Annotated in this window: 26 protein-coding genes; 23 read left to right on the top strand and 3 right to left on the bottom strand. The window is 39.1% G+C overall.

The features are described 5' to 3' along the window. Positions 1 to 378: 378 nt before the first annotated feature. Genes ADICYQ_RS11925 through ADICYQ_RS11915 form a run of 3 tightly spaced genes read left to right on the top strand, consistent with a single transcriptional unit; the run spans position 379 to position 1,934 of the window. The gene (locus ADICYQ_RS11925; protein ID WP_051160185.1) at positions 379 to 807 is read left to right on the top strand and encodes a (deoxy)nucleoside triphosphate pyrophosphohydrolase; all 429 of its coding nucleotides are present in this window, start codon (positions 379 to 381) and stop codon (positions 805 to 807) included. Further along, positions 804 to 1,340, top strand: coding sequence for a Crp/Fnr family transcriptional regulator (locus ADICYQ_RS11920; protein WP_020890973.1), 537 nt, complete (start codon positions 804 to 806; stop codon positions 1,338 to 1,340). The genes ADICYQ_RS11925 and ADICYQ_RS11920 overlap by 4 nt, the downstream gene beginning before the upstream one ends. A 51-nt stretch (positions 1,341 to 1,391) precedes the next feature. Then, the gene (locus tag ADICYQ_RS11915) at positions 1,392 to 1,934 is read left to right on the top strand and encodes a DinB family protein (RefSeq protein WP_040415969.1); all 543 of its coding nucleotides are present in this window, start codon (positions 1,392 to 1,394) and stop codon (positions 1,932 to 1,934) included. Positions 1,935 to 1,994: 60 nt separating this feature from the next. Here ADICYQ_RS11915 and ADICYQ_RS11910 read toward each other — a convergent pair whose 3' ends face one another. Next, complete coding sequence (locus ADICYQ_RS11910; RefSeq protein ID WP_040415946.1) at positions 1,995 to 2,339, bottom strand: winged helix-turn-helix transcriptional regulator; 345 nt, start codon at positions 2,337 to 2,339, stop codon at positions 1,995 to 1,997. A 94-nt stretch (positions 2,340 to 2,433) separates the two neighbouring features. Here ADICYQ_RS11910 and nfsB point away from each other — a divergent pair, with 94 nt between their 5' ends. The 8 genes from nfsB (at position 2,434) to ADICYQ_RS27690 (ending at position 9,389) form a co-directional block, all read left to right on the top strand. Then, the gene (nfsB, locus tag ADICYQ_RS11905; RefSeq protein WP_020890970.1) at positions 2,434 to 3,093 is read left to right on the top strand and encodes an oxygen-insensitive NAD(P)H nitroreductase; all 660 of its coding nucleotides are present in this window, start codon (positions 2,434 to 2,436) and stop codon (positions 3,091 to 3,093) included. Positions 3,094 to 3,637: 544 nt separating this feature from the next. Then, positions 3,638 to 4,027 carry a hypothetical protein gene (locus ADICYQ_RS11900; RefSeq protein ID WP_020890969.1) on the top strand — a complete coding sequence of 130 codons (390 nt, stop codon included), beginning with the start codon at positions 3,638 to 3,640 and terminating at the stop codon, positions 4,025 to 4,027. 142 nt (positions 4,028 to 4,169) lie between these two features. Beyond that, positions 4,170 to 4,904: a carbon-nitrogen hydrolase family protein gene (locus ADICYQ_RS11895; RefSeq protein WP_020890968.1), complete on the top strand. Its 735-nt coding sequence runs from the start codon at positions 4,170 to 4,172 to the stop codon at positions 4,902 to 4,904. Positions 4,905 to 5,089: 185 nt separating this feature from the next. Further along, positions 5,090 to 6,619, top strand: a complete 1,530-nt coding sequence (locus ADICYQ_RS11890; protein WP_040415942.1) for a tetratricopeptide repeat protein — start codon at positions 5,090 to 5,092, stop codon at positions 6,617 to 6,619. Positions 6,620 to 6,854: 235 nt separating this feature from the next. Then, positions 6,855 to 7,208, top strand: coding sequence for a hypothetical protein (locus ADICYQ_RS11885; protein ID WP_040415940.1), 354 nt, complete (start codon positions 6,855 to 6,857; stop codon positions 7,206 to 7,208). Between the two features lie 572 nt (positions 7,209 to 7,780). After that, complete coding sequence (locus ADICYQ_RS11880; RefSeq protein ID WP_040415938.1) at positions 7,781 to 8,677, top strand: YHYH protein; 897 nt, start codon at positions 7,781 to 7,783, stop codon at positions 8,675 to 8,677. Positions 8,678 to 8,766: 89 nt separating this feature from the next. Beyond that, positions 8,767 to 9,147 carry a toxin-antitoxin system YwqK family antitoxin gene (locus ADICYQ_RS27695; protein ID WP_020890960.1) on the top strand — a complete coding sequence of 127 codons (381 nt, stop codon included), beginning with the start codon at positions 8,767 to 8,769 and terminating at the stop codon, positions 9,145 to 9,147. A 92-nt stretch (positions 9,148 to 9,239) separates the two neighbouring features. Next, entirely contained in the window at positions 9,240 to 9,389 is a 150-nt protein-coding gene (locus ADICYQ_RS27690; protein ID WP_020890959.1) for a hypothetical protein, read from the top strand. A gap of 356 nt (positions 9,390 to 9,745) precedes the next feature. Here the strand turns inward: ADICYQ_RS27690 and ADICYQ_RS11870 are convergent, their stop codons facing one another. Together ADICYQ_RS11870 and ADICYQ_RS11865 are read right to left on the bottom strand one after the other, a co-directional pair. Continuing rightward, complete coding sequence (locus ADICYQ_RS11870; protein ID WP_020890958.1) at positions 9,746 to 10,840, bottom strand: hypothetical protein; 1,095 nt, start codon at positions 10,838 to 10,840, stop codon at positions 9,746 to 9,748. Positions 10,841 to 10,864: 24 nt separating this feature from the next. Next, positions 10,865 to 12,244 (bottom strand): FAD-dependent oxidoreductase, encoded by a 1,380-nt coding sequence (locus ADICYQ_RS11865; protein WP_020890957.1) that lies wholly within the window; start codon positions 12,242 to 12,244, stop codon positions 10,865 to 10,867. Positions 12,245 to 12,986: 742 nt separating this feature from the next. Here ADICYQ_RS11865 and ADICYQ_RS11860 point away from each other — a divergent pair. From ADICYQ_RS11860 to ADICYQ_RS28555, 12 genes are all read left to right on the top strand, one after another. Further along, the gene (locus ADICYQ_RS11860; protein ID WP_040415936.1) at positions 12,987 to 13,226 is read left to right on the top strand and encodes a hypothetical protein; all 240 of its coding nucleotides are present in this window, start codon (positions 12,987 to 12,989) and stop codon (positions 13,224 to 13,226) included. A gap of 20 nt (positions 13,227 to 13,246) precedes the next feature. Further along, the gene (locus ADICYQ_RS27685; RefSeq protein ID WP_020890955.1) at positions 13,247 to 14,263 is read left to right on the top strand and encodes a Phage tail sheath protein FI; all 1,017 of its coding nucleotides are present in this window, start codon (positions 13,247 to 13,249) and stop codon (positions 14,261 to 14,263) included. 2 nt (positions 14,264 to 14,265) lie between these two features. After that, on the top strand, positions 14,266 to 14,841 hold the full coding sequence (locus ADICYQ_RS27680) for a phage tail sheath family protein (protein WP_020890954.1): 576 nt from the start codon (positions 14,266 to 14,268) through the stop codon (positions 14,839 to 14,841). Positions 14,842 to 15,168: 327 nt separating this feature from the next. Then, the gene (locus ADICYQ_RS11850) at positions 15,169 to 15,378 is read left to right on the top strand and encodes a hypothetical protein (RefSeq protein WP_020890953.1); all 210 of its coding nucleotides are present in this window, start codon (positions 15,169 to 15,171) and stop codon (positions 15,376 to 15,378) included. Between the two features lie 184 nt (positions 15,379 to 15,562). Beyond that, positions 15,563 to 17,662 carry an alpha/beta hydrolase gene (locus tag ADICYQ_RS11845; RefSeq protein ID WP_040415932.1) on the top strand — a complete coding sequence of 700 codons (2,100 nt, stop codon included), beginning with the start codon at positions 15,563 to 15,565 and terminating at the stop codon, positions 17,660 to 17,662. A gap of 10 nt (positions 17,663 to 17,672) precedes the next feature. Continuing rightward, positions 17,673 to 19,226, top strand: coding sequence for an arylsulfatase (locus ADICYQ_RS11840; protein ID WP_020890951.1), 1,554 nt, complete (start codon positions 17,673 to 17,675; stop codon positions 19,224 to 19,226). A gap of 566 nt (positions 19,227 to 19,792) precedes the next feature. Then, entirely contained in the window at positions 19,793 to 20,362 is a 570-nt protein-coding gene (locus tag ADICYQ_RS11835) for a Crp/Fnr family transcriptional regulator (protein ID WP_020890949.1), read from the top strand. A gap of 60 nt (positions 20,363 to 20,422) precedes the next feature. Continuing rightward, on the top strand, positions 20,423 to 21,436 hold the full coding sequence (locus ADICYQ_RS11830) for an NAD-dependent epimerase/dehydratase family protein (protein ID WP_174779576.1): 1,014 nt from the start codon (positions 20,423 to 20,425) through the stop codon (positions 21,434 to 21,436). Positions 21,437 to 21,831: 395 nt separating this feature from the next. Continuing rightward, on the top strand, positions 21,832 to 22,659 hold the full coding sequence (locus ADICYQ_RS11825; RefSeq protein WP_020890946.1) for a CHRD domain-containing protein: 828 nt from the start codon (positions 21,832 to 21,834) through the stop codon (positions 22,657 to 22,659). Positions 22,660 to 22,940: 281 nt separating this feature from the next. Continuing rightward, complete coding sequence (locus ADICYQ_RS11820) at positions 22,941 to 23,351, top strand: hypothetical protein (protein ID WP_020890945.1); 411 nt, start codon at positions 22,941 to 22,943, stop codon at positions 23,349 to 23,351. Positions 23,352 to 23,499: 148 nt separating this feature from the next. Further along, positions 23,500 to 24,300, top strand: coding sequence for a M90 family metallopeptidase (locus tag ADICYQ_RS11815; protein ID WP_020890944.1), 801 nt, complete (start codon positions 23,500 to 23,502; stop codon positions 24,298 to 24,300). A 337-nt stretch (positions 24,301 to 24,637) separates the two neighbouring features. Next, positions 24,638 to 26,998, top strand: a complete 2,361-nt coding sequence (locus ADICYQ_RS28555; protein ID WP_020890942.1) for a right-handed parallel beta-helix repeat-containing protein — start codon at positions 24,638 to 24,640, stop codon at positions 26,996 to 26,998.

The raw sequence follows: 26,998 nt of genomic DNA, 5'->3' as shown, positions 1-26,998 counted from the left end.
TTGTTGAATATGTCTTTAGAAAATACAAGAATCGTGAGATGAATGTTGATAAAATTTAACAATAAATTCGATGGCCCAGGTAATTTTATTCTTAAATGGGGGGGAATGGAAACTGCGATGGTCAATTTATATTTCCATGGGGAATTGCAGTCTCAAATAAGCGTTTTATTGTTTCTGAATTGATATTAATTCAGAAAACCAAAACATAGTCAGTAATTTAACTTCCAATACAAATACGATTTTAGATAAAAACTAAAACCTTTTACGGAAAAATTTGACTCACAGAGTACCTTTATTGAAATTAAAAGTAAAGCTTACGCTTTGACCCCTATTGGTATTTTGGGTGCTTCATTTTTAGGTGATTTTAAAAACGAATTGATGAAAAATATTGAAGTTGTTGCAGGAATAATTTTTCACGAGGAACTGATCCTTTGTGTGCAAAAACCAAAAAGTATACACCAATATATATCTGAGAAATTCGAATTTCCAGGAGGGAAAATTGAAGCTGGTGAAACAAAAGAAGAAGCCTTGCACCGTGAGCTACAAGAAGAGTTAAGTCTTTCTGCAAGCATTAAATCCCTGTTCCTTACTGTGACGTATCGATATCCAGATTTTGAATTGACCATGCATGGTTTTATTTGTGAGGTTGACACGAAAGCCCTTACACTGCATGAACATATCCACCATGAATGGTTACCCTTGCAAACGCTACACAAACTTGATTGGGCAGCTGCAGACATCCCCATAGTAGAAAAATTGATGGCAATTAAATCCTTGGATTCAATAGGAATAAAAGCTAAAAAATGAGCCTGATTTCAAACTTTATAGCGCAAATTGACCAGCAACAGTTATGGGACAAAAAGCTTGAATTAAGCCGAAATGAATACCTGAAAGTGAAAGGAAGCATAGATACCAATCTTTACTTTGTAGTTAGTGGGAGTTTGAGAATCTATGTGTTAGAGGAGTTCGAAGAAAACATTATAAGGTTTGGATACCAAAACAACTTCATAGCCGCTTTGGATTCATTTATCAGTGAAAAACCTTCTGACCTCTACATCCAAGCAATCAAAAAAACGCAATTGAAGGTAATCAAAAAAGAAAGCTTCATGGCATTTATTGACAGCTCAACTGAAAACACCAAAATCTGGCAAATGATGCTTGGCGATCTGATTTACCAACAAATGGAAAGAGAGCGCGACATTTTAACAAGTTCGCCACTTGAAAGATATAAAAGGGTTTTAGCCAGAAGTCCTCAATTGTTTCAGGAAATCCCAAACAGGTATATTGCTTCCTACCTGCGAATGACCCCTGAAACATTGTCCAGAATCAAAAAGTCTTGATCCAAATCAATGTTTTGGCTGGAGATTAACCCGAATTTTGGCAAAAAAACAATGGAAATAGCAACAGAAAAATTAATACAGGATTTGGTGGAACGCACACGCATTAACATCAACCAAGCTGAAAAATTCAGTAGCTTGTCTGATGAAAAATTGAACCATAGACCAGGACCAGAAAGTTGGAGCATTTTGGAATGCATTGAACATTTGAATTTGTATGGGGACTTTTATATCCCAGAAATAAACAATTGCATCACAAAATCAAAAACCAGCTCAAAAGAAACCTTCAAAGCTGGTATTTTAGGAAATTATTTCGCAAAAACCATGCTGCCAAAGGATAAATTAAACAAGATGAAAACCTTTAGCGACAAAAACCCAATAGGCAGCACTTTGGACAAAACAACCCTTCAACGATTCCTCACTCAGCAAGAACAGCTTTTAGATCTTCTCAATAAATCAGGTGAAATAGACTTAAATAAAACCAAAACTGCCATCAGTATCTCCAGATGGATCAGGTTAAAACTCGGCGACACCTTTAGAGTAGTCATCTATCACAATGACCGCCATATGGTGCAAGCCAACAAAATCCTGGAATAACCAATATTTCCTTTTCACACAATGAATTGGCTTGTACACCTGAGCAGAAATTTCAATTATTTACCCTGATACATCCAAGTTATTATGAACAGTTTTATGGCCCCAATCAGCAATGGACTGAACCACCGGAATCAAGGTTTTCCCAAAATCGGTAAGGGAATACTCCACTTTTAACGGTGGCTTGGAAGTATACACCTTTCTTTTGATAATGCCATCCTCTTCCAGGGTTTTTAACTGCAGGCTCAAGGTCCGCTCCGTTACCGTGGGCATTTCTTTCCGCAACTCATTGTAGCGTAAAGTATCATTCCTAAGGTGAAACAGGATCACTGTTTTCCACTTGCCTCCTATCAGCCCCATCGTTAAACTTGCACAACATGGGTATTCTTTACCTTTGAACTTATACATAAGCAAATAATTTTATACTATCCTATTTGACCGTTATTGCAAAGTTATTAAACTATCTATAAGTTTGCAACTATAAAAAATATAGTATACAATTATGAATATTAAAAATGTATTGAACTGGCGTTATTCAGCCAAAGATTTTGATCCAAATAAGAAGATCTCAAGTGAAGACATTGATCAGGTTAAAACGCTTTTAAGGATGAGTCCTTCCAGCACAAATTTACAACCTTGGCATTTTATCATTGCTTCAACCGAAGAAGGTAAAAAGCGTATCGCTAAAGGAACGCAAGGTTTTTTTGCTTTCAATGAAGCCAAAGTAATAAAGGCTTCCCACGTGGTATTATTTTGCTCAAGAATTACCGCAGATGAGGACTATATGCAACATGTATTGGCCGTGGAAGACCTGGATGGAAGGTTTCCAAATGAGCAAGTAAAACAAGGCATGCATGGTGGAAGAAATGCTTTTGCCAACATTCACAAATACGACCTAAAGGACTTGCCCCATTGGTTGGAAAAGCAGGTTTATTTGAATATAGGAAACTTTTTGCTCGGTGTAGCCACCCTTGGTATTGATGCAGTGCCTATGGAAGGCATTGATGTCAAAGCCTTGGATGAAGAGTTTGGCTTGAGAGAAAAAGGATTTACAGCAGTAACTGCTGTTTCTATTGGGTACCGAACTGCGTCAGATTTTAACACTACAGACAAAACGCCAAAATCAAGACTTCCTGAGGAAGAGATTTTCACATTAGTATAAAGAAGGTAGGGATTTAAGAAGGGGTTTATCCCGGATATTACCTTTATTCTTTTCCAGTTCACAGTTGCACTGGCTCAGAGAAATCGCACGAATCAGGAGGCTACAAAAATGACCTATAAGGGTCATTTTTTTTTGTACATATCAAAAGCACTTGACTCTAAAGTTCTGGTAATAGTCTTGGGAATGGAAATTTATAGCGAGACAATTAATACATTGTCTTTAGCTACAATTTGCTTAACCTGCAAACTGATATCCGAGCTTATAGCACTTCAAATTACGTTTGTAATAACAATTCAACTACATGTTTATCAAACGGTGAGTGTGATTTTACTGGAACATTTTAATTAGGTAAAATTAGGTGGGTAATTTGAAAATAGGTTTACATTAGGTAAATAAAGCATTGGAAAAAAACCAATAAGGCAAGGCTCGCCAAATAATTGGCATTACTTAAAAACCCACTATGACAAACACAAACCAAACTCCCCGGTTTCTTTTAAATTTAGTATTCATTGGAATAATATATTTAGGATTGAACAATCCATTAATGGCACAAGGAGAATTTAGCAAGATCAATACCTATGCAAGTATTGGAGCTGTCCCAGGGTTAGAAGCATTGATGAATGTGGAAATACTTATAAATGATGGTGGATACCTCACCTGGTATGGGCGGGCCGGATTAGGATACAGTGGGATAATATTGGCAGAGGGTGGTCCTGGAGTTTTAGCTGCGATGACTTTATTAACCGGAAAGAAAAATCATCATTTAGAGCTCAATGGCGGAGCATTTGTTGGTTATGACAATTATCATGACGACACTTTTGTTTTACCTAGTTTAGATCTCGGTTACCGCTTCCAAAAACCAAGTGGGGGAATCCTGTTTAAAGTCAAAGCAGGGATTCTTGGTTTAGGCCTCGGCTTGGGTTATTCCTTTTAACATCAATAAAATGGACTACTTGCTAGTTTAGAAGGTAGGACTATGAATACTATCTTGGCTTTGTAAACAATATTGACTAAATCGAGTATTTCAAACTCACCAACCCTTACTGAAGGACTTGGATTTAGCTGATTATATTTCAATGAAAATAGGTTTAATTCAATCACAATCACACAAAGGAAATATCAGGCACAATATTGAGCAGCACAAATACTGGATCGATATTGCTGTGGCTGAAAAGGCCGATTTGATTGTATTTCCAGAATTATCGCTAACAAGTTACGAGCCAGAATTGGCCGAAAAGCTGGCCCTGGATCAGCAAAATTTAGGACTGAGCGAATTTCAGCAATTGAGTGATCGGCATCAAATCACCATCGGAATAGGTTTACCAACCAAATCCAAATCTGGAATTTTCATAAGTATGGTCTTTTTCCAGCCAAATCTACCCTATCACATCTATTCAAAACAAAAGCTTCATCCAGACGAAATGCCCTATTTTGTAGCAGGGGATAAAATGTTTGTTTTGACCATAAATGATTTGAAAATTGCGCCAGCCATTTGTTATGAAGGATTGCAACCCGAGCATGCTGAAAAAGCAATGGCTTATGGAGCGGATGTGTATTTGGCAAGCGTTGCAAAACCTCAGCAGAATGTTGAAAAAGCCTTCAGTCACTTCTCGAATATTGCTGTCAAATATTCAATTCCTGTATTAATGGTCAATTGCATTGGCCATTGTGACAATTTTAAAAGTGCCGGGCAAACTTCAATATGGGATAAAAACGGCCTTTTAATAGGACAACTTGATCAATCTCATGAAGGGATACTATTTTACGATACAGAATCCCAAACCAGTCAGCAAAAACACAAAGGCCGATAGCCATTACCACAGATTTTCATTCAGTTCTCTATTGCCTTTCAAAAGGAATAAAAACCCATTAAATTAGAGACGGGCAAAATAGTCATTTATCTTTCAAATGATTAATAACCTGATAACAAGCTAAAGATTACCCACAATCATAATCTTTTTAGCGCATCTTTTACAATGAACCAGACACCAAAACCATGCGATTCCTTGTAGCATTACCCCTCCTACTTCTTCAGTTTCTTACATTATATGGGCAAACGTCTTTAAATGAAATTGGCCTTGATAAAGGCCAATATAACATTGGATTTCGGCATTATACCAGTTCGGATAGTACCAGAACTTACAGTAGAATTTACGATTATAGCAATCAAAAAACAGCAAGACCAATCCCTATTAGCCTATGGTATCCCGCTTCTCAAAAGGATGAAAAGATGTCTCCTTTACAGGTACTGGATTACCTGCAAATTTTAAAAGAAGAAGAGGAATGGGAATACCTTCCCAATGAACAAATATTGAATTGGTTTTATTATGCCAACACTCCAGCGAACCAAGCCCATTTAATAGAGGAGAGCAATGCCTATTCGAACCTTGAAATGGCAAAGGGGAAATATCCTGTGATTGTTTATGCGCCAAGTTTTCAGGCCTCCTCCGTGGAAAACTTTGCCCTGTGCGAATACCTAGCAAGCCAGGGCTTTATTGTTATAGCAAGTCCTGGCAGGGGAACTGATACACGCTGGTTTGGAAATAACATTGAAAAGGAAATAGAAACCCAGGCCAGGGATGTTGAATTCCTAATAAAAGAAGCGGTAAAACTCCCTAACAGTGATCACTCTAAAATTGCGGTGATGGGTTTTAGTTTTGGTGGTTTGTCCAATGTCATTGCCCAAATGCGCAATGATAACATCAAGGCCATTGTCAGTCTGGACGGAACAGAAAGGTACCAATATGCTTTGCTGCAAAAATCACCCTTCTTCGATTTGAATAAATTAGATGTGCCTTACCTCCATATGGCCCAAAAGGACATACCTGTTAAGGTGCTGCAGGAAGACAATATTGATCCAGCGCTTAATTCAAACTTCGAATTATACGATAGCCTTACCAAGAACAAGGCTTATCAATTAAAATTTCAAAACTTAACCCATTCCTATTTTAGTACATTAGGTGTGCTCTTCGAAAAAAGAGATGCAAGACAGGACAAAAGCGATTCTGAGATCATGAACTCCTATAAATGGCTTTCCATTTATACCCTAAATTTTTTAAAGGCTTATTTAATAAATGATGCTGCCGCATTGGCTTTTATTGAAAGCCATCCTGATGAGCTTGGAATAAAGGCTGGGCTATTAACCTATAAAAGCAAGGGGCAAGAAAGCACTGTCTTTACTTTTCAGGATTTCAACGATTTGGCTGCTGCCCAGCACTATGAAAAGCTGTTAGATTTGTATGAGAAAAGCTTAAGAAAACATCCCCTGTTAATACTTCCTGAAGGAAATCTTAACACCCTTGGTCTTCAGCTTGTTTTTAATCCAAATACCTCCAATCAAGGTATCAATGTCTTAAATTTAGCAACCCAATTATACCCCAATTCTGCAAATCTTTTTGATAGCCTGGGAGAGGCTCATTTATATATTGGAAACCATAAAAAAGCCATCGCCGATTTTAAGAAATCACTGGATTTGAATCCTCAAAACCAAAATGCGATTGACAGGCTAAAAACATTGACGCAATGATTACAAGAAGGAAAATTTAGAAAGATGGGTTTTTAACTTCATTTTTTTTCTTAGTGAAGTTCTGTGTTCTAACCATTACTACTTTTAAATTAATCAAAAACCTATTACGTTTGTACGACAATCCATTCGGAGTTATTTTTTTCCAATTGGCTTGCTTTTGAGAGGGTAGAAATTAGGCATCTGAGCAATTGATACAAACCCTCATTGGTTGAATTATTTTCTAAACAATATTTTTATGTCAAGATTAATTTTTTCGATTTTAACAATCGCTACAGTTATTTTTTCAAGTTGCACTTCTAAATATGCAATATTAGATCGCAATATTGAAACGGAAGAAATAGCGATACCAGGCAAGTTAATAGCTATAGAAATTGTAGACGAAAGGTCAAACGTTACAAGTAAGAGAATAAAGTTGAATGTACTATCTTTCCCAGGTCAATCTGACAAAGTTTCACCCATTTTAAACAATGAGCAAGAGCAATTGATCCTTGATCAGATTAGTTCCTATTTTTCTGATGGTGAAACTGAAGTCAAAGTTAGATGTGCCATTATCGGTGGATTTCAGGAGTTTTCGGCCCACACTTTTTAACGAAAGGGAATATGTTGAATTTGAAACCAAGATAGAATTGTTAAATGCTGCAGGAGAAATGGTGAAGTATTGTACATCAACAGCTTTTTTAGAGACAAGATCAATGGATGCAAATTATGACTTTATAGACAAGCTGTATCTAAAGGCAATCCGAACATCTGTTTACAAATGTTTTGAAAAATTGGATGATTGATCGAATGGGCCAAGCCTAATAGGTGAATTATAAAAACACCACTTATTAAACAACTGTAAATCAATAAGGTAAAATATATTTTCTTGAAATTATTTAGGTGGTAAAAGTAAAAACACATACATTTGTGTAGAAGTATGCTATTTGATTTTTATACAATTACAATTTTTTGCACGGAACAAGAAGTAGTTACCATTATCTCTTTTTTGATTCAATACCAGATAAAACACCTACTACTCCATTCAGGAAAGTTAACCCATTTTCACCCCAAATTACCCAAAACCATTTGCTATTAATTTTCCCGGTACCGAGGGATTTTTCAATTAAAGGCGTCTAAACCTTTAACGATTATTAATAATTACCAATTTTTAAATTTAAAAAAATGAACTACTCGAAATTATTTCTGTCTGTTCTCTTTGGAGTGACAATATTGATTAGCTCTTGTGATGACGAGGAAGATGTATGCGTTGAGACCACCTGGTATCAAGATGCTGACAGCGACGGTTTAGGAAACGCGGATGTGAGTCAAACAGCCTGTGTACAACCTAGTGGATATGTGGCGGACAACAGCGATACCGACGACAGCAGTGCCGCTTCTACAGGTAGCACACCACTTGCTGCATTTGACGAATTCAATGAAGATGCCGTCACCATTTCTTTTGATGGAGATGATATCACCATCGAATCTAACGGTCTTCCTAATCATACTTCTCCTTATTGGTCAACAAGTAACAGCCTATACATTGAACCCTTTGTTGCTAGTACAAGTGAGATGTCTCCTGGTACCATTTCAAGCGGAAGTTACACGGTTACCGTTCCTGCTACTCCAGTAAAAGCTTCTTCAAGCTCTGCAACTGGATTGGGTGCTATCGGTATTGCCGTTACAGGAGCTCCTATCTTCAATGACGAAGAAGGGCCAAATATTGCTTTATCCGCAAACGTAGCCTCAGGTTTTGATTATGCAGGAGCCCATATGGGTCCTACAGGTTATCATTACCATCTTGAATCTACCGATGTAGAAGCAAATACCACACTCTCGTATGATGATGAAAAATTGATTGGCATTCTACAAGATGGGTTTTTACTCTATGGTAGAAAATGCAATTCAACGGATGACCATCCAACTAACCTGGATGCATCTGGTGGACACATTTCCGCAACCCAACACAGTAGCGATGAGGAATTTTATCACTATCACATAATCAATGAAACCTATATAGGCTCCTATATTTTATTGTTCGGTGTTGATTTGCAAGGAACCCCAAACACTATAATGTAATTCGGAACTTTCTGTTTTATATGAATAGGAATCATCCCATACTTCAACCCTGAAACAAGGGATGGTTCCTGTTTTAATAATTGGACACAATGATTAGAAATTTAATTTTCATACTTCTGATTTTATTGATTGCAAGTTGTGGGGAAGAATCAAAAACAGCAATCAAAACCCCAGTAACAGAGACAATCAGTTTGTTGCAGGTGCCCGCCAACACCATTGACAAATCAAGGCTAAATTATGACAATAAGGTTTCACTTTGGACGCTAGATGGGAAGAAATTTTCAGGTTATGCCTTGAGCTATTTTCCTGACAGTACCCTAAAGCAAAAGATTGGGATATTGAATGGAAAGAAGCAAAATGAGACCACAGATTGGTATCCCGATGGCAGAACCAACATTCGGCCTTTTACCATTTGGGAAAATTGCATGGTGAAAAGAAAACATGGACTCCTGGTTCCACACACCTTTTAATATCCCACCTTCAATATTCTTCAGGGAAGTTGCATGGTGAACAAAAAAAATGGTATCCCACGGGAGAAATTTTTAAAGTCCTAACCCTCAATATGGGAAGAGAGGAAGGCCTTCAACAAGCTTTCAGAAAAAACGGGGAATTGTTCGCCAATTATGAAGCCAAAGACGGGAGGATTTTCGGCCTAAAAAGAGCCGTACTCTGTGTAGGGCTGGAAGATGAAGTGGTCAAGTATGAAAATTAAAAGATTATTGATCTTCTCCCTCTCCTTCTATAAATTTTGGCTAAAGCCAGAATTCACAAATCACCTTCTTTAAATGGGCTGAAGCCATTTCACATTGAATTGTTTTCTTGGACAATTTGCTATGGATTAAATTATGGCTATTGAAATGGCACCACTTTTTAAACAGTAACCGGATCCTGAGCGGCGTCGAAGGAGTAGGTATACGGGCACAGATCCCTATGGCATCGACTCCGATCAGCCTTCGGTAGGAATTACGTAGTTATCCACCTATTCGATTTATTTTAAATTGAGAGAGCTCGAAAAAATCCCCCTGCCCCCTTTATAAAAAGGGGGATTTGAAAAAACATATTCTCCACTTAATCAGAAGTTTCCGCTTGCTTATCCAGGAACTTCAACACCTGGCGCTCTATAAAACTATTTTCAATGGGTACCATCTGTTTTAGAGCCTGATTAAACTCAGGATTTTTTACTTCATGATGCGAATAAAGCTTCAGCAACTTTCCCAATTGGGAACCGCTCAATGCTGTAAGGATGGGAATTGAAGCATCCACAACAGAGCCGTGAAGTTGCGGTGCTTCAACCAATTTATCAAAAATCATATTTTCAATGCTAAAGTCAACCTTTCCTATAAGGCTAAAAAGATGAAGCTGCAAATGCTCTGATTCCAATTGCTTTATAGACAGTGATTTCAACAACAGGTAAGCTTGAAAATGCTCCCCCTCAAGAAGAATCCTTACTAGGGATTCAACCACAGAATCATCCAAATCAGAAAGCTGAGCGATCCGTTCCAGAGCCCAGGTTTGGTCACTTTGATCCCTGCTTTGCAGGATTTTATTAAGCAATGAGGAATCAAGGTTCCGCTCTGTCATGCGGATGACTTCTTGTTGAATGGGACCATGGATCACATTCCATAATTTATGAGTAGTATAGGCAGCTCCGGGCACTATGTATTCCAGCACATCTTTCATGGTGGCTCCCGAAACACCATCCAGGGATTGGCTGACTGTATCTGGTCTTTTAACCAAATCTTCAAAAGTATAATTGCCCAAAGGCAGGAATGGATCTGCCAACAGCTGATCCAGTTCCTCATATTCCTTTGGTGAAAAAGGCTCATGGTCAAACTTACTCAGGAATTCGCCATCCACCAGTTCAAACCCCAGGTACCTACCAGTAATGTTCCAGTAGATCAGAATATTCAGGGGCCGGCACTCATTTTCAAAACATACCCCTTCTTGAAGTTCAATATAATAATGTACAGGCGTACCAGTTGATGTTTTTACCTGGTAAATGTCCTGATTTGATAAAGAATCATAAATAGAGGATACGATTACATCAGTGGAATCAGTTAGAGGAATCGTTGATTGTTGAAAATATCGAATGTCCTCTCCATTTTCAAAAGAAAATGGGAGCAATAATGCCCCAACCAATAAGCCCTTGATCCAATTGATCATTTAATTATTCTTTGAATGAACAACTTACGCATTCGGAACTATCCCTCCATGTTCCTTTAGCATATTTTTCAATTCCGCTAGGGGGACATTCGCTGGTGTAACTTTATGTTTGATGGCCAATACTGCCGCCGCCGCAGCAGCCTGTGCCATCCCCATACAGGATGCCTGAACACGTAGTGCGGAATTGGCCAGCCTGTCACTGCTCAAACAACGACCGGCAACCAGGAAATTCTGGCTGCCTTTAGGTATCAATGCCCTGAGTGGAATGGTGGCAACAACATCCTCCTCTAGATATTCCTGGTAAATGGATTTCCCGTTTCGATGCAAATCGATTGGATAAAATGAATAGGACAGGGAATCTTCAAATACTTTCCCGGTAACATAATCATTGTGTGTGATTTGGTAGAGCCCGTCAATTCGGTAAGTTTCCCGAATAGCCGTTTCAGGCCGCGCATCCAATAATTTTATCTTTTCACAACCTGGGAATGTTCTTAATTTTCTAATCAATTGCAATAGTGAAGCCCTTCCCTCTATATTTGCTTTTGTATGTAGCTCCGAAGTAGAGGAGTCAGCTCCATGTACATAGACATAATTATAAGGGGAAGTAGGAGGAAAATTGTTGACGGATGATTCCACTTTCACATCACTATTGATAAGCATGTTTTGCTTAAGCCTGGAATGGTATTCTTTTGGAATCTTAGAAAGGTCCAGCTTTTCCAAATCATAGCCACCGATTCTGAAGACAAAAGATCCAGGTTGCGTATCTTCTTCTTTTAATAGTTTAAAGCCTGCTATTGATGCAGCGGTAGCATTACCGGTACAATCGATGATCTGATCACAAATAATTTCATTGCTACACCCCTTACCCACTGTTTTCACAGACCATTTGCCTTTGTTAAATTTGATAGTCGTAGGCGTTTCGTAATAACGAATATCAACACCTGCTTCCACGCACTTTTCCTCTGCAAGCATGGCGTAAAGCGCTGGATTGACAGTTACCTGATGTCTCCAATGGCGAATAGTAGTATTATTGGCAACAATGGAGAAATTGGGCAGGATATCATCGTTTAGATTCACAGCATCCAAAACCAATTCCCAGCCTATGCCTCCGATGACCTGTTTTCCCCAGGCATGGAAAATCCCAGGGAAGGAAACGCCTCCGGTGGTGGTTGTTCCTCCAAGTTGACTACCACTTTCTACCAGGATCGTTTTAGCCCCTGCTCTCCCTGCCTGAATGGCTGCCACCACCCCTGCAGTACCACCACCAACAATCAAAATATCGGTTTCAATTGTTTTCTCCGTTATTTTATAGGGTTCTTTTACCACGTCTGCTTTGGCAAGTGGTGAAGAGGCTAATCCTAGGGAAATGGCTCCCATAGTGGAAATCATCTTTCTTCGCTTCATATGCTATGTTTTATTTTAACCTTTGTTCATGCACAAGGCATGATGGTAAATGATTTTACATTAATAATATTTGCAAGATATCCTTGCATCGAAATAACTATATCTGGTTTTACGGAAATCCTGGAACTTTGATTCAATCTGAATTTCAAGCCAAGGAAAAAGTCCCGTGTTTAAGTATACTAAGGTAGGGATAACCTTTGTAATTCTTTAGCCCTATACCGTTGGAAAAGGCATTTTTAATGAAAATCCTTTCCTTCCCTAAATTTTGGCCAAAGCCAGATTTTTTGATCTTACCCTATTAATGGGCTAACCAATTGAAAAGTCAATAACGTACTCGGAAATTCTTGAAAAACCGGAATCCCCCTTTAAAGGGGGCGCAGGGGGATTTATTACGTAATTATCAATTACTTCGATCAATTTTATATTGAAAATCCTCGAAAAAAATCCCCCTGCCATAAGAGAAGGGGTATTTGTAACAAAGGGTCAGGTTATCAATAGCCCCCAGATTTACCGGAGGCTTTTAAACGTTAATACAGCTTTCTGGCTTTCGCCAAATCATTAACCTATTGCAGGTGGCTGAGCCTGTCGAAGCCAGCCTGTCAAAACCAAAGGATTTTACTTATATTCGTTATTTTACAGCAGATTACAAAAACGAAGAATAGATAACTGACATAGAATTGGCCAAAGAACTGTTTTCGCAGTCCAGAAATGCTTTTTTAATGAACAATAAATCCAACCTATAATGAAAACAATGACCTGTGAACAACTTGGGGGAGCTTGTGGACTGGCATTTCATGCCTCTACCTTTGATGAAATGGCTGCACTCAGCAAAAACCATGGCATGGAAATGTTCCAAAAAAAGGATCCCGCCCACTTAAAAGCCATGGGAAAAATGCAGCAATTGATGCAATCTCCTGATGCCATAAAAAAATGGTTTAATGACAAACGCAAACAATTTGATGCTTTGCCTAAGGATAAATAACAAGGCATAAACTAACAACCATGACCAAACCAATGAAAACCCCCGGGGTATATATAAATGAATTGTACGCCCGCCCTAATACAGTCGTTCCGGTACCCACTTCCATACCGGCCTTTATCGGTTACACCTTCTTAGGGGAGGATTTATGCAATAAGCCGCGGAGAGTAACCTCACTGTATGAATTTTATAGGATTTTCGGTAAAGAACCACCTTTGATTCAATTTGACCTTGAAAAGACCGAGTCAAGTGAAGCCGACTTCATTGGTCAAAACGGGGAAAACTACCTGCTCAAAGCCAATGGGCCGCATTACCGGATGTACAAGGCAGTAAAATTTTTCTATCAAAATGGTGGAGATCAATGTTATATCGTAAGTGTGGGTAATTACACTGTTGCTCCAAATTTAGCAGACCTAATAGCAGGAATAGATCTATTGGAAAAAGTACCGGAACCTACCCTACTCCTTGTTCCGGATGCTGTGGAATTATTTGATGAAAGCCAAATCCATTTGAAGGACAAATTCAAAGCCGCTTATGCCTTACAATCCCATATGGTCAACCATTGTGGAAGCATGGGCAATCGAATGTCCATATTAGACATTCCCTTGGCTTATTGGCAAACTGAAAAAAATCCTTCAGAGAGCATTGATGCCTTTCGAGAAAACGTGAACCCTATCCGTCCAAACTACAATGCTTATGCAGCTGCTTATTATCCCTGGCTTCATACATTTCTGTACCCAAAAGAGGATTATTCTTATAAAAACCTATCTGCCAATGCCCTGAAAACCCTGGACTACTTGCTCCAGTTGGAAGCCCCAAAAAAACCTGAAGTTAATAGAGGTCCATTCTTATTGATGGTATCCCAACTCACAGGCCAAACGGCTGGAGAAGGAGCTGATGATCCTCCAATGACAGACAGCAAAATAAGTAAAGAAGAACAACTAAAAATAGATAAGAAAAATAGGCAAAAGGCAGACCAAAACCTTCAACTGATAAGCAAAGCCTATCAATCGCTAAGGGAGGCCATTTTAAAAAATTAAATTTGACCCCACCTTCCGGTGCTATCGCAGGAATTTATACCACAGTAGACAATACTGCAGGGGTTTGGAAAGCCCCTGCAAATATAAGCATGATTGATGTAAAAGCCCCTGCGATAAACATAAGCCAGGATTTTCAGGAAGACCTCAATGCACCCTTATCAGGAAAAGCCATCAATCCCATTCGCTTATTCCCAAACAATGGATTGCTGATATGGGGCGCTCGAACCCTGGATGGCAATTCCACTGATTGGAGGTATATCAATATAAAGCGTGCGGCCATCTTTCTGGAACAATCCATAAAACAGGCCATTAAGGACTATGAATATGAACCAAATACCGCCAATACTTGGGTATCAATAAAAAGCATGATCCAAAACTTTTTAACCAATTTATGGAAACAAGGAGGACTTGTGGGTTCAAGTCCATCAGATGCCTATACCGTAAATGTAGGTTTGGGAAGCACCATGACCGCAGAAGACATTTTAAACGGCATCTTACGTGTATCCGTAAAAGTAGCCCTCTCCCATCCGGCAGAATTCATAGAAATCAGCTTTCAGCAGAAAATGCAGGAATCGTGAGGGAAAGATAGGTAAGTAAAGGCCAAGTGCGCAAATAGCTAAGTTTATTCACCCATTAAAACTTACGCCAATGAAATAAACCCATAAAGCTAATTTTTTAAAGAGAGCACGGCTTGACCAAGAAAATACCCTCTAATATATTAATTACATAAATCAAACTCAGTCAATGGCAAGCCTTCAGGAGAACTCCCTCCTATCAAGGGCTTGTCAATCTACTTTTAAACATAAAGCGTACTGGAATAGACGACACTAGTGTCCCTAATTAAAGTGCTTGTGAATGAGGGATTCGAACTAGTAAAACAAAAAACTTTTAGTATTTTTAACCTTATGACGATAGAAGAAAGAAAAATATCGCTTATCAATTGGATTTCAAACTTGGAGGATGAGCAAAAAATCAATCAAATTGAAGCTTTTCGTAAAGCATCAATGGACGATTTACCGAATGAGATCGTTGAATTACTTAAGATTTCAGATTCAGAGCCTATTGAGGATTGCATAGCGCACAGCAGTTCTCGAAATCTTCTAAATAAAAAGTAAAGGCTGTAAAAAACCTGATAGACTGTTCTATCTTAATACCAGCACCCACCGAAAACGTACCGTCCCCTGCGCTCTTCGAAGGCAACAGCATAGATCTAATCCTTACCACTTACTAAAAATCTTATTGCATTATCCGGTTAAAACAGTTAATTAGAATCCCCTTAACTACTTAAAATCAGGTAAAATGCGGAAGTACATTTGGTTATATCTTGTTTTGTTTTTAACAATTGGAGCTGTAAATGGTCAGAATGCCATCGTGATGGATGATTTGACTGTCTTGAATCAGCCTGCAGCTACCATGATGCGAGACTACCTTACCAAGAAGGTCACTACCCAATTTACCAAAAGGGATTCCCTCCTATCCTCACTAAAAGCTGCTGAAGATTGGGACCTTCGGGCAGCATCCATTTCGGATGCCATGAAAGAATGGACAGGGGCATTCCCGGAAAAAACACCTTTGAATGCACGTGTTACGGGTCGAATTGAACACGAGGAATACAGCATCGAAAATATCTTGTTTGAAAGCCGGCCAAATTTATATGTAAGTGCCAATTTATACCTACCCCGAAACTTTTCCGGACCAAGACCTGCCCAGTTGAATGTGATAGGACATGCCCAAAATGGAAAAGCCAATGAACGGTACCAAAGGATGAGTATCGCACAGGCGAAAAATGGCTTTGTAGTGCTGACCATTGACCAGATAGGTCAGGGAGAACGGGGGTTGCTCGCTTCTCACAAGATATTGGGAACAAAAGCCTTTTTAAGCGGCACCCACCTATTCAATTTTATGGCATGGGATGTCATCAGGGCGATCGATTACCTGGAAAGTAGACCCGAAGTGGATCCCACTAAGATTGGCATGACCGGAAGTTCGGGAGGGGGAATGACCACCACTTATATCTTGCCCCTGGACGATCGCATTGCTGTTGCCATACCTACCTGTAATCCCAATACCTGGTCACACCGCACCCTGGCCAACCTTGCCACTGATCATGAGCAGGTTTTCTTCGGGGCATTCGGTCAGTTGATTGATCCACGGGGAGATCCATTGTTCTGCCAGGTACCCCATGCACTAATGCTAAATGCCACATCGGACGACAGTTTGAATCCTCCTGAGGGTGTTTGGGAACTGGACACCTGGCTAAGTAAGTCTTATGCCGCTCATGGAGTACCGGAGAAATTCAAAACAAGCATGGTCCGAGCAGGGCATGATTACAATCAAGAACAAAGAGAGGCCACCTATTCATGGATACTAAAATGGACCGGAGGCGATCCCTCTACATTTTGGGAGGAGGAAACGCCACTAATGAAAGAGGAGGAATTATGGGCTACACAAAACGGAAGTGTTTATAATGAACCAGGAAGTGTCAGTGAACTTGATTTGATAAAAGCGCATTTGGCCCAAAACAAAGCCAATTGGAAAAACATCCAATCCAAGCAAACACTTGAAGCGCTTCAAATGCAATTGCCTGAATTAATTGAGCAAGTGTTGAATACCTCCCTGAAGGACATTAAAGGAAAAGCTACACTGGAAGCTCCCATAAAACGAAAGGGAATGACGCTTCGGAAATTCACCATGGAGCCTGAAGCAGGGATAATTGTACCAGGTGTAACTATGGGTGCCGATGAGGGTTTGGTAGGGAAAGAAGTGATTCTATACGTTCATGAAGAAGGAAAATCGAATTTGTTGGAAGATTTGGATTTGGTAGAAGCACTATTGGCCAAAGGATACTTATTGTGTGGAATTGATTTGCGAGGTATTGGCGAAACAGGCCCTGACAATGCTAATAAGTTTTGGGATTTTCTATTGGGAAAACCGATTTTTGGCCAAAGGATAAGGGATGTTCTGGCAGTTACCGACTGGCTAAAATCATCGGAAATCAATGCCCAAAAGATACATTATTGGGGTACAGGAATGGGTGCCCTCTATGGTGTTTTTGCCGGGACAATGGATGAAAACATTGCTTCTTTTCTTTTGGAAGACCCCCTAATTTCTTTTGAAAGCATTGTGGAAGTGGACATTCCAGAATACCAACATGAGATCATTTTACCTGGAATATTGACCTATTTTGACCTGCCTCAAATTTATCAGGCCCTTTCGCCAAGGAAATTAAGGGTATTGAATCCACTGTTGGGGGACAAGTCAGCGGCAGGAGATTTGGATATCAAAAGCATGGATCGATCCGTAAGGCCTGCTTTCAAGGTTCATAAAAACGATAAATCCTGGACCATGGGCAACTACAATCCAGAAGAAAGGAAAAAGTACATTTTAAGCCATTATTAATCAGATTAACATGAAGTTTAAACCATCTTATACAAACCCAATAAGGAATCAGGGGGCATTGGTAATGCTGACCGCCTTGCTGCTATTTTCTGCCTGTTCTGGCAATCAAAAAGAGGCTCAAGAAGAGGAAGAACGGGTTCCAAACATCATTTTCATACTTAGTGATGACTTGAGTTGGGGAGATTTGGGTGCTTTTGGTCAGGAGAAAATCAAAACCCCAAACATAGACAGGATTGCTTATGAAGGAATCAAATTCACAAATGCTTATGCAGGAAGCACCGTTTGCGCGCCATCCAGGTCCTCATTGATGCAGGGATTGCATCAGGGGCATGCCAGGGTACGTGGCAATTCTTATCAATCCTTTCGGGAATCTTTAAGGGAAGAAGATTATACAGTGGCGATGCTTTTGCAAGAAGCAGGATACAAAACCGGTTTATTCGGCAAGTGGGGATTGGCATTGGACAACCAACCAGGGATTCCCAATAACATGGGTTTCGATGAATTCTATGGTTACCTCAACCAACGACAAGCCCACACCTATTACCCTGAATTTCTGTACCACAACAAAGAAAAAGTCTATTTCCCAGGGAACGAAGCCCATTATGAATATGACAATTATTCCAAGGCAAGTGCCTATGATGAAGAAGGAAAAGTTATCCCCAACGGCATAGATGACCCTTCAGAAGCGGTTTATTCTTTTGATATCATCAATGAAAAGGCACTTGAATTTGTGAGACAAAACAAAGAGCAGCCTTTCTTCCTGTACCTGGCCAATACTCCTCCTCATGGTCCGCTAATCGTTCCTGAGCTTGGAGAGTACAAGGACAAAGACTGGCCGATTCAGCACAAGGAATGGGCTGCCATGATTTCCCGCATGGACGGAGATGTAGGTCGATTAATGGCCTTATTGGAAGAATTGGAGCTGGATGATGACACCATTATCTTCTTTGCCTCCGACAATGGCAATTCAAGTCAGGGTTATGAAAAAAGATACCTGGACCTAAAAGATGGCCCTACTTTAAGTGAATTTTTCAATCATTTGTCCCCCACCAGAGGACAAAAAAGCAATGAGTACAATGGCGGTTTTCATGTACCGGCCATGGCCCGCTGGCCAGGTCATATTGCAGCAGGTTCAGAAAGCGATCATATTTGGGCTTTTTGGGATTTCCTTCCAACGGCAGCGGATTTGGCCCAGGTAAACTCACCTTCAGACATTGATGGACTTTCGATCTTACCCACCCTTACGGGAAATGGCACGCAAAAACAACATGAGTATCTGTATTGGGAACACAATCAAAATCAAGCCGTTCGCTGGGGAGAATATTATGGACACAAAGCAAGCGGGGCGGAATTGGAATTGTACAATTTGATAGCAGACCCACAACAGGAAAATGATATCAGTGCTGACAATAAAGACAAAGTGGAAGCGATAAATAAGATGATGAGCGATTCCCATCGCCCAAGTGATGTATGGCCAAGTCCCGGAGAAAGCAAAGCTGCTTTCCAGAAAAGGATGAAGACAGCAAACATCCCTGAAAGACCCAATAACGTTGGTCATTATTAATGCTCCCGTCGGAGAAGGTCCAACTAGCTTGGGATTCACACGGCTTTGCCTATAGAGGGCTATCGCTAAGCCTCAGAATGACGATCGTGTTATGAGATAATTCCATATCAAGTGAATGAACCAACCCGTGAATTTAAACGAAAACAAAGAAGCCTAAAGGGCTTCAACAATAATAACCACGGGTGAAACCCGTGGACCGAGAACATTAACGACATCGGATTTTGGCGGTATTGTTGCCTGTTTTTAGCAACAATACTGACAAAATCCAAACGCTAACTAACAACAGGACGTTAATTGAATTGTTATCGAATCCGAATTACATTGTGAAGCCAAACCCATTTCGCCTACTTGCTGTTGTAAGGAAAGTTTTGGCAGCCCCACCTAGGGATTCCCACGGCTTTCCCCAAACAAGCCCATCGCAAAGCCTCATAATGACGATTGTGCCATGAAATTGGCTCAAATTCAGGATATAAATAAAATACTTGTACATTTAATGCGGGGAAGAGAGATACAAAAGAATTGCCCTCCCACCCCAGGCTTTGACTCTTCCAATTCAACACGTACCGATGAAAAATCTGCGCAACTATATCGACACACGCTTTACAGTAAGCAAGGAAGACATGGCTTTGCTTGAAAAATACTTTACCACGGAAAATGTGCCAGCGCAAACCATACTTTTAGAGGCAGGAAAAATTGAACGTTATGTGTATTTTTTGAGTACAGGAATTGTAAAAGGGTATCAAAATATAGAAGGTAAACTTGTCGTGCAGCATTTGGTGCCAGAAAATGATTTCTTTACCTCTTTGGATAGTTTTATGAGCGAAACGCCCTCTTCCGATTATTATGAAACAGTTACCGATTGCACCCTGGTAAAAATCTCAAAACCTGACTTTGTATTGTTACAAGAAACGACGCCCATCTGGGCCGAACTTGTAAAAACAGTAACCAATGAACACCTGAGTTGTAAATTAGCGCGAGTAAAAGATTTTCAAGTTTTAACCGCTAAAGAGCGTTACCTAAAATTTTTAAATCAACACCCCGAATTGGCTTTAAATGTATCCGTAGACAATATCGCCTCTTTCTTAGGCATAGCACCTCAATCTTTAAGCAGGATACGCAAGCAAATCGCTTTCTAACAAATGTTATTTTTAAATCCTTAATTGCTGTTGAAATTTGCTCAAACAAAATACAACATCATGAGCAAGGAAATTTCATTAGTAACAGGTGCCAATGGGCATTTAGGCAATAATTTGGTCAGGTTATTACTTTCTAAAAACCTGAGGGTAAGGGCTACGGTAAGAAATGCAAACAACCTGGAATCCTTTGAGGGTTTAGATTGTGAAGTAGTACCCGCAGACATTACCGATAGGGCTTCACTTAAGAAAGCCTTCAAGGGCATCACCAACCTCTATGCTGTAGGAGCAAATTTTAGCATGTGGGCCAAAGATCCTAAGGTAGAAATCTATGACAATAACGTAAAAGGTACTCAGAATGTATTTGACATGGCCAGGGAATGTGGCATACAGAACATTGTTTATGTAAGTTCAGTAGCCGCTTTGGACTTCACCCAGTTACCAGCAAATGTGGACAACGGCTACAATAAAGACCGGCGAAACTGGTATTACAATTCCAAAAATGATTCTGACAAGCTGGCCATTGAATTGGGCGAAAAATATGGCATTAGAACTGTTTTGATCTTACCCTCTGCCATGATTGGCAGTGAAGCCTTTAAGCTCAGTTATACCAACAAGCTTGTCTATCAAATTTTGAATGGAGAAATTCCTGTCGATACGAATGTCACCTTAAATTGGATTGACGTAAAGGATGTGGCTTCTGGAGCTTACAAGGCTATGTTGAAGGGCAAAAATGGAGAACGCTACATCCTTTCGAACGAACAACACACCACCTTACAAGAAAGCGTTAAAATAGCGTCCGAATTGTACCCGGAATTAAAATTAAAAACACCTAAAAAAGTACCCAAATCCCTTTTGTATTGTGTAGCAGGACTCATGGAGTTTGGCAGCAAAATCACTGGCAAAGAACCCTTGCTACAAAGGCATTACCTGGACATGTTTTATGGTTTGAAACAAGACTACGACATCCAGAAATCAAGGCAGGAACTGGACTTCAATCCCAAACCTTCCAAAGAGGCCCTTATTGATGCTATGAACTATTTAAAGAAGGATTGGGGAAAGAAAAGCACTACCTAGATCCTTGTGGGCAGCCTACAGAGCGACTTTTAGATGGCGCAACTCACGCTTACCCTTCAGTGGCTTACCTTATACTTGATGTAAAACACTTTTAAAAAATATCTTTCAGTAATACCTTTAGAATTCAGCCCTATTAAACAATGTCAATGGCCATAGCGATTACTTAAAAGAACCCGCTTACTTAAGCGGTTTGTTCCAAGCCACTTAAACTTAGGACTGATCATTTTTTTACCTTATATTCATCTTGAAACCGCTATTATATAATTGTAATAGCCTGTAGATGGTTTTACTTTATGTGCCAACCATTATATGCATTCAAAAAAGGAATCAAAGTCTGAACCTGTCGAAAAAGGACTATAAAAAGGAGTAGACCCTACCATTAAAATTTTTAGAATATGAAAGTAAGAAACCTATTATTAATGCTAAGTTTTTTTGCACTGATTACATTCAGTTGCAAAGACGATGACGACGATACCCCTGCCAAAGTTAGTGTACAAATCTTCGATATTGATTTGGACAATGCTTATGAAATCCCAATGGTTATGGGAAGAGATGAAACGGGTAATATTAAAATGAACTTGTTTGACGACAATACCCTGGAATTCACAATTATAATAAACAATCTTTTGTCAACCGATGCTTTGACTAAAGCCCATGTTCACACAGGTGATGTCGTTACGGCTGGAAGTGTAGCCATTACATTGGTTGATGGTGCCGATATCTCCTTTTCAGGCAATATGGCCACAGGGACAGTTACATTAACTGATGGTGAAGTAACTACCTTGAAAGGCAGTGATGTATATGTCAATGTACATTCTACAGACGAAACAGCAGGTTTGGTAAGAGGACAAATTGACCAGACCATTGACAATGCCTACAATGTAGCTTTATCGCCTGCCAATGAAGTCCCTGCAATTACTGGAAGAAATGAAACAGGTGCTGCTTATTTAAGAATAATAGGCAATACAATGATTTACAAAGCCACGGTGAATGACCTGGATGCTACTGATGCGATCAATGCAGGTCATATTCACCAAGGATCAGCAGAGGTTAATGGTGGCGTACTTGTAAACCTGGGCTTTACAGACAATGCCCAACTAGACATAACAAAAAGCCTTGCTTTAACTGATGCTGAACTTACCACGATAAACAATGATCCCTTGTATGTAAACATTCACTCCACCCAACATGGTGGTGGTTTACTACGTGGTCAGATTAGATAAGGTATAGTTTTTGGAGAATCAAGCCGTGGGCAATTTGCTCACGGCATTTCCCCGTACCCTTTCGCTTGGCTGGTATACTTACACCTGTTTTATCGCCCAAATCTCATACGATCGGTCACCTATTTGACCTATATTCTCATCCTGCTATGCGTAAAAATTCGTAACTGGCAGAGGTAATTACTGCTTTTGACTTTTTGGAATAGATTTGCCGATGTTTGATTCGTCTTGAACATTGGCACAATTTTTCTTATACCAACGATTGTTATTTATACTCCTGAAACATGAATATCCAAGATAAAACAATTGCAAAAGGCTTTATACTATCAGGTTTAATGAACTTAACGGTCTTGATTTTTTCAAGGTTCTTTAGCAATTCTACCATTCCTGAATATGATCCAGTGGTCATGTCAAACTTTGGCTTGTTAATGATTGTAATTTGGGGATTGGCGTATATTTCCATTGCCTACGATTATGAAAAAGTGAAATGGCTTGTGGCTGTTTTTGCCATTGAAAAATCCATTTATGGCTATATCTGGATCAAATGGATGCTTGACAATAATGTTTCTGAAGTGTATGAAAAAGACATCATGGCTGGCCTATTTTACTCGATATATGGGATAAATGACCTTATATTTTGTGTATTCTTCCTGTTGGTTTTTATAAAAACAACTAACATTACAAAAGTACCATAGCTCCTTAAGCTTTTCCATTTTGATAGCAGGACATTATTGGCATTAATGCCTATTTCCTAAATAATTTCCAATGGCTTGCAGCAACCTGTTACAGCTATAATCGTTAATCAATTGTTACCTTTATCCCGCTTAAACTATACAATTCCCTATGACGTTTCTTTATGTTTTATTCTTTGTAATTGTATTTGGTTTCATTGGTTTCTATTTCAAAAGAAAAAAGGATTCAAAATGGATTTTACCCAATGAGCCTTTCCCTACAGAATGGAGAAATGTGCTGAACAATACAGTTTCCTATTACAGGTCATTGTCCGCTGAGGAGCAAAAAAGATTTGAATACAAAATTCAAGAGTTCTTATTGAACTGTAAAATAACCGGGGTAAAAACAAACATAGACCTTACCGATAAAATACTTGTTGCGGCCAGTGCCATTATCCCCATATTTGGGTTTGAAGATTGGAAATACATCAATCTTTATGAGGTATTGATCTACCCAACATTGTTTAATGAAGGCTTCGCAACAGAGGGTGAAGATAGAAGGGTTGCAGGAATGGTTGGAAATGGCCCAATGGAGGGGGTAATGATTTTATCCCAAAAAGCATTGAAACTTGGCTTTCAAAATGAAACTGACAAGAAAAACACAGCGATTCACGAGTTTGTACATTTGATCGACAAAATAGATGGAACTGTCGATGGTGTCCCCTCTTCGCTTATGGAAAGGCAATACACCATACCCTGGCTGGATTTTATCAATAAAAAGCTGGTGGAAATTCAGGCTGGAAAATCAGACATAAATCCCTACGGAGGCACCAATCAAGCAGAGTTCTTCTCCGTTGCGAGTGAGTATTTCTTTGAGCGACCAAAATTACTAAAGCGAAAACATCCAGAACTGTACAAGCTTTTGGAGGGGGTATTCAAACAGGATATGGCGGCAAGAAATCTTAGTAAATAAAGGTTTTTAATTGCCAAAATAGTGCGAGGGAAATGAATAGGAGTATATCCACATGATTGGATTCCATATAGGACTCCTGAATATCGACAAACAGACCTAAGCTTTCAACAGCCTTCAAAAAGTATTTTTATTTTATTAAAACACTAATTTTTATAAATAATAATTAAATCTATATATTTGATTATTAAAACAGAAGACCAATATTTAATTTTATTTAATCCTTAAAAAGGAAAGGATAATTTATTAAATAATTTTTTTAAGTATAAAATACTCATAAAACAAAACATGTTTTATGAAAGTATAGAAAACAAAAGATGTAATTTTTAATTTTAATAGCATGAGATTCCAATTTTTAGCCGTTTGCTTCCTTTTCAGTATGGCATTTTCTATTTCTAATAGTTATGCGTCGAACTACTATGTCTCTGATAAAACCGGAGATGATACCCGAACTTTGGAAGAAGCACAAAATCCAGCCACACCATGGAAATCGATTGAAAAAGTCAATTCCCAGTTCAACAAGCTTAAACCCGGGGATGGTATTTTGTTTAAAAGAGGTGAAACTTTTTATGGCACCTTACATATTGAAGCTTCAGGTTCTGCTTCTTCACCGATAACAATTGGAAGCTATGGGTCAGGATCAAAACCCATAATTACTTCTTTCCAATCAATCAAAGGCTGGAAAGCTATCGGTAATGGTATTTATGAAAGCATTGACCCTGTCAATTCAAACACTGTCCAGGTACTTTTAATCGATGGGAAGATCAATGAAATGGGCAGGTATCCAAACATTGGTATCGAAAACGATGGTTATTTGACCATTAATAGGACGGAAACCAATGTGATATACAGTGAGCAATTACTAAGTTATCACAACTGGAAAGGGGCAGACATAGTGATAAAAGCAAAGGACTGGATAATCAACAGGTATAAAATCGAATCACAAACTGGCCAACAAATTCATTACAATGGAAGTATCAGTCCCTATTCTGCCCAAGTAGGTTATGGTTTCTTTATCTCAAATCACATCAGCACCCTCGATTCGTTTGGCGAGTGGTTTTTTAACCCTACCAATAAAAAAATAAGTGTTTATTTTGGCAACGAGGATCCTTCTACCAAATCTATTGAAGTAAGTACGCTCGACAACTTATTGACCAAAGACTATCTTGAAAGTAATATCAGCATTCAAAATCTCCAGTTTAAGGGCGCAAATGAAAACATTCTTCAATTGGAAGGTGGAGATAACATTAAAGTAAGTGATTCTGAAATATCTTTTTCCGGTGAAGACGGTATTCATGCCCTGGGTGTGGTGGACCTATTAATAGAGCGCAATATTGTCCGGCAGAACTATAATAACGGCTTGTTCTTAAAATATGGAAATGATGGAGCGATTGTCCGAGACAATGAAATAACCAACACCGGTTTGATCTCCGGAAGAACCAGAAATGACGATGCCGCCGGAATAGGGATTTTCGCAAGTGGGGAAAACATATTGATCCAAAACAATTCCATAATTAACACTGGGTTTAATGGCATCCAATTTAGTGGTAACTATACAGTGGTCAAGAATAATTTTGTAGACACCTATTGTCTGATAAAAAGTGATGGTGGGGGAATTTACACCTTTGGAGGCACCGAATACCAAAGCTACAGAGGAAGAAGAATTGAAGAAAACATTGTGCTAAATGGCATCGGAAGTATTGACGGAGCCCCTAAAAGAGGAGTAGAATTCAAGTTACTAGCAGAAGGTATTTTCCTGGATGATAATTCCAATAACGTCTCCATCATAGGCAATACGGTCGGTAATATCACTAATAGTGGACTAAAAATATCCAACGGAAACACCATATCCGTTTCTGACAATTTGTTTTTTAACACCCATGCTGCCATTACATTGGGAAATAGTATCATTGGCAATGATACCAGAAAAGTAAACATCGAAAACAACCAATTTTTCACGATGCTTCCTGATCAATATTCCTATTCAGTCAAAACCTATAAAGCAGATATTTCTTTAATGGCTGATTTTGATAAAAACTATTTTTTCAGACCTCTAGGTGATGAATTTAGTATCCTGAGCCAATACTTAAAAAATGGAGTAATAGAAGAAACATTGGATGACCTGAACCATTGGAGTGCAAAATACAATAAAGATAAAAACTCAACAAGCAATACCATTGACATTTCAACCTATACTATCGGTAAGAAAATTGGAAATAGCCTTTACGATAATGCTACTTTCGATAAAAGTATTGCTGGCGCATCTTGCAACGATTGCCAAGCATCCTGGGATGCCAATAATAAGTTAACTGGAGGTGCACTTAAGGTCGCCAATACTGGAACCAGCTCAGTTAAAATAAATTTAGGTGCTTTGAAGAAGGATAAAACCTATTTATTATCATTAAAAGGTTATGCTACAAAAGTGGGGAACCTTGCTTTTAACTTACGATTTACTGATAGCCCATGGGAGAGATTGTCTCCTATCAGCACAATTGAACTCAACACAGCGGTCAATACTTTCGAGTTGGCTGTTTCCCCCTATGAGGATGAAAGTGAAGTGTCTCTTATAATCCATTCTTATGAGGCAAATATTACTTATTGGCTAGATGATTTGGAACTGGTGGAAGTAGAAGCCACACTGATAAAACCTGAGGAGGTAATGTTATTTGAGACGAATCCAACAAAAACAATAAAACCATAA

Origin of the sequence: Cyclobacterium qasimii M12-11B, assembly GCF_000427295.1 — a bacterium.
Taxonomy (GTDB): Bacteria; Bacteroidota; Bacteroidia; order Cytophagales; family Cyclobacteriaceae; genus Cyclobacterium; species Cyclobacterium qasimii.
This window is presented reverse-complemented; position numbering and strand designations above follow the sequence as displayed.

Excerpts from the sequence above, each read along its gene's own strand:
- ADICYQ_RS11925 (WP_051160185.1), top strand. The coding sequence starts at position 379 with ATGAAAAATATTGAAGTTGTTGCAGGAATAATTTTTCACGAGGAACTG.
- ADICYQ_RS11920 (WP_020890973.1), top strand. The coding sequence starts at position 804 with ATGAGCCTGATTTCAAACTTTATAGCGCAAATTGACCAGCAACAGTTA.
- ADICYQ_RS11915 (WP_040415969.1), top strand. The coding sequence starts at position 1,392 with ATGGAAATAGCAACAGAAAAATTAATACAGGATTTGGTGGAACGCACA.
- ADICYQ_RS11910 (WP_040415946.1), bottom strand. The coding sequence starts at position 2,339 with ATGTATAAGTTCAAAGGTAAAGAATACCCATGTTGTGCAAGTTTAACG.
- nfsB (WP_020890970.1), top strand. The coding sequence starts at position 2,434 with ATGAATATTAAAAATGTATTGAACTGGCGTTATTCAGCCAAAGATTTT.
- ADICYQ_RS11900 (WP_020890969.1), top strand. The coding sequence starts at position 3,638 with ATGGCACAAGGAGAATTTAGCAAGATCAATACCTATGCAAGTATTGGA.
- ADICYQ_RS11895 (WP_020890968.1), top strand. The coding sequence starts at position 4,170 with ATGAAAATAGGTTTAATTCAATCACAATCACACAAAGGAAATATCAGG.
- ADICYQ_RS11890 (WP_040415942.1), top strand. The coding sequence starts at position 5,090 with ATGCGATTCCTTGTAGCATTACCCCTCCTACTTCTTCAGTTTCTTACA.
- ADICYQ_RS11885 (WP_040415940.1), top strand. The coding sequence starts at position 6,855 with ATGTCAAGATTAATTTTTTCGATTTTAACAATCGCTACAGTTATTTTT.
- ADICYQ_RS11880 (WP_040415938.1), top strand. The coding sequence starts at position 7,781 with ATGAACTACTCGAAATTATTTCTGTCTGTTCTCTTTGGAGTGACAATA.
- ADICYQ_RS27695 (WP_020890960.1), top strand. The coding sequence starts at position 8,767 with ATGATTAGAAATTTAATTTTCATACTTCTGATTTTATTGATTGCAAGT.
- ADICYQ_RS27690 (WP_020890959.1), top strand. The coding sequence starts at position 9,240 with ATGGGAAGAGAGGAAGGCCTTCAACAAGCTTTCAGAAAAAACGGGGAA.
- ADICYQ_RS11870 (WP_020890958.1), bottom strand. The coding sequence starts at position 10,840 with ATGATCAATTGGATCAAGGGCTTATTGGTTGGGGCATTATTGCTCCCA.
- ADICYQ_RS11865 (WP_020890957.1), bottom strand. The coding sequence starts at position 12,244 with ATGAAGCGAAGAAAGATGATTTCCACTATGGGAGCCATTTCCCTAGGA.
- ADICYQ_RS11860 (WP_040415936.1), top strand. The coding sequence starts at position 12,987 with ATGAAAACAATGACCTGTGAACAACTTGGGGGAGCTTGTGGACTGGCA.
- ADICYQ_RS27685 (WP_020890955.1), top strand. The coding sequence starts at position 13,247 with ATGACCAAACCAATGAAAACCCCCGGGGTATATATAAATGAATTGTAC.
- ADICYQ_RS11850 (WP_020890953.1), top strand. The coding sequence starts at position 15,169 with ATGACGATAGAAGAAAGAAAAATATCGCTTATCAATTGGATTTCAAAC.
- ADICYQ_RS11845 (WP_040415932.1), top strand. The coding sequence starts at position 15,563 with ATGCGGAAGTACATTTGGTTATATCTTGTTTTGTTTTTAACAATTGGA.
- ADICYQ_RS11840 (WP_020890951.1), top strand. The coding sequence starts at position 17,673 with ATGAAGTTTAAACCATCTTATACAAACCCAATAAGGAATCAGGGGGCA.
- ADICYQ_RS11835 (WP_020890949.1), top strand. The coding sequence starts at position 19,793 with ATGAAAAATCTGCGCAACTATATCGACACACGCTTTACAGTAAGCAAG.
- ADICYQ_RS11830 (WP_174779576.1), top strand. The coding sequence starts at position 20,423 with ATGAGCAAGGAAATTTCATTAGTAACAGGTGCCAATGGGCATTTAGGC.
- ADICYQ_RS11825 (WP_020890946.1), top strand. The coding sequence starts at position 21,832 with ATGAAAGTAAGAAACCTATTATTAATGCTAAGTTTTTTTGCACTGATT.
- ADICYQ_RS11820 (WP_020890945.1), top strand. The coding sequence starts at position 22,941 with ATGAATATCCAAGATAAAACAATTGCAAAAGGCTTTATACTATCAGGT.
- ADICYQ_RS11815 (WP_020890944.1), top strand. The coding sequence starts at position 23,500 with ATGACGTTTCTTTATGTTTTATTCTTTGTAATTGTATTTGGTTTCATT.
- ADICYQ_RS28555 (WP_020890942.1), top strand. The coding sequence starts at position 24,638 with ATGAGATTCCAATTTTTAGCCGTTTGCTTCCTTTTCAGTATGGCATTT.